The organism is Marinomonas algarum (genome assembly GCF_020532605.1).
GTDB classification, from domain to species: Bacteria; Pseudomonadota; Gammaproteobacteria; order Pseudomonadales; family Marinomonadaceae; genus Marinomonas; species Marinomonas algarum.
In genome coordinates, this window is sequence record NZ_JAJATW010000059.1 from 1 (window position 1) to 1891 (window position 1891).

Consider the following 1891-nt stretch of genomic DNA (forward strand, 5'->3'; position numbering starts at 1 on the left):
CATAGTCGGAAATCAGATCAACAGAGCTATACAAGGCGATAAAACTCGGGATGAGGTCGTATTCTTAAAGAGCGATGCCGCTTTTGCGCAGCTGCGCGGTACCCGCTGACAAAGTCACTGATTCAGAACTAAGCCATTACTCGTCAACATAAAACCTCTTTCTCCCATCATCGACTGAAGCTCTAAATCGTGAGTAAAGATTAGAATTGAACAACTCGTTTTCAATTTAATCAATTTAAAGCAATGTATGATTTCTTCTTTAGCGCTAGGGTCTAATGCTGAAGTAGGTTCATCAGCAATTAATAGGTCAGGTTCAGAAAGCATAGCTCTTACGATTAGTAACCTCTGGAGTTCACCGCCACTCAATGATGATGACTTCCTGGACAAAAAATCATTTGTTGTTGGTAGAGAAACTCGCTTTAACCACTCTCGCACCTTAGTCATGTCTATAGACATTTTTTTTAATAATAGCGGCTCAGTCAGAATACGTTTCAACGAAAAGTGTGGCGAACATGCTAAGCGCGGGTGTTGAGATAAATACACTGAGGAACCAAATCGGCTAAGGAATTGATCTGCTTGCTTATCCCAACCCGCAATGATTTTGGCTAAGGTAGTTTTACCCTGACCGCTTTCCCCGTAAATAATAGTGGTAGTGTTTTTACAGATCGACACACTAAAATCTCTAAAAATCACTCTGTCTTGGTATTTAAGAAACAGGTTTTCAATATTCACAACCGGTGTTTCAAAGCAACGGCTCGTTGAAGAGCAGATATCACAATGATCTTCATCTTGATAATCACTAACCGATTCTGTGTATCTTTTTTGAACATCTACGTATTTTTGGTTGTTGATAATTTCAGCGGATTCCATAACCAACACATCATCGGCCAATGCATTCACTAAAGTATGGTCATGGGTTACGATAAAAATCGTCGTGGTCGTTTTCAGCCTTTTCAAGGTATGCATAATGAGACTTTTTGCTTGTTGGTCGAGTGACGCTGTTGGTTCATCTAACAAAAGCAAACTAGGTTTAGAGATCAAAGCTAATGCGAGTAGCACTCGTTGAATCTCACCACCACTAAGGTACTTCGGATGTTGGCTCAGAACTTTTTTGCTTAGAGACACTTGCGCAATAATGGACTCAATATTTGATGAGCACTGATTATCATCAAACAAGGAGCCTTGCACCTGCTGTGCTAGCTTCCAGCCTTCAGTCAAATGCTGCTCTATGGTCATGTGGGGGTTTAAGTTATCACCAAGCCCTTGCGGCAACCAGCCTACTCTTGGGTCATACCCTTCTTTAATAGGCTCGCCAAAACGCATTGCTTTCCCTGTGTATTCAGCGGGAAATATTCCCGCAAGCAATTGCAATAAAGACGATTTCCCAGCACCACTTTTGCCGACACAAACCACACATTGATGCTCTGTGATAGAAAGGTTAATCTCGTTTAATAATAATTTGTTCTTTATAGACAAGGATAAATTATTAAGATCAATAACAGACTCTGTTTGCTTTCTTTCAATCACGCATCAATTCTCTTTTTGTAACGTCCAGCACTATTGAGTAACAATACAAAAGCACTGATAGCGAATAAAGGACCTGTTAACAGCCAAACAAAAGCATCGTGATGAATCTGCTCTTGGGCTTCTAAAAGCATACTCCCCCAGCTTAATAAACTTGGGTCGTAAGCGTCAGAGCATCACCACCTAGATCGGACGTTCCATGGCAGTAGGTCATCAAGACTTTCGTTGGTCTGTCGTTTTGGTAATTCTTCGAAGAGTGTCACTAAGTAATCATACGGGATTAGCCCATTGGCTTTAGCGGTTTCGATGATGCTGTAAAGTATCGCACTCGACTTGGCTCCATTACCTGTATTAGCAAACAACCAGT

The 1891-nt window shown here is 41.1% G+C and carries 2 protein-coding genes; both read right to left on the reverse strand.

The genetic code is table 11. The features are described 5' to 3' along the window. Nucleotides 1–114: 114 nt before the first annotated feature. Nucleotides 115–1527: an ATP-binding cassette domain-containing protein gene (locus LG368_RS15235; protein ID WP_226755542.1), complete on the reverse strand. Its 1413-nt coding sequence runs from the start codon at nucleotides 1525–1527 to the stop codon at nucleotides 115–117. A 173-nt stretch (nucleotides 1528–1700) separates the two neighbouring features. Beyond that, a partial coding sequence (locus LG368_RS15240; RefSeq protein WP_226755543.1) for a transposase domain-containing protein occupies nucleotides 1701–1891 on the reverse strand: 191 nt, incomplete at its 5' end.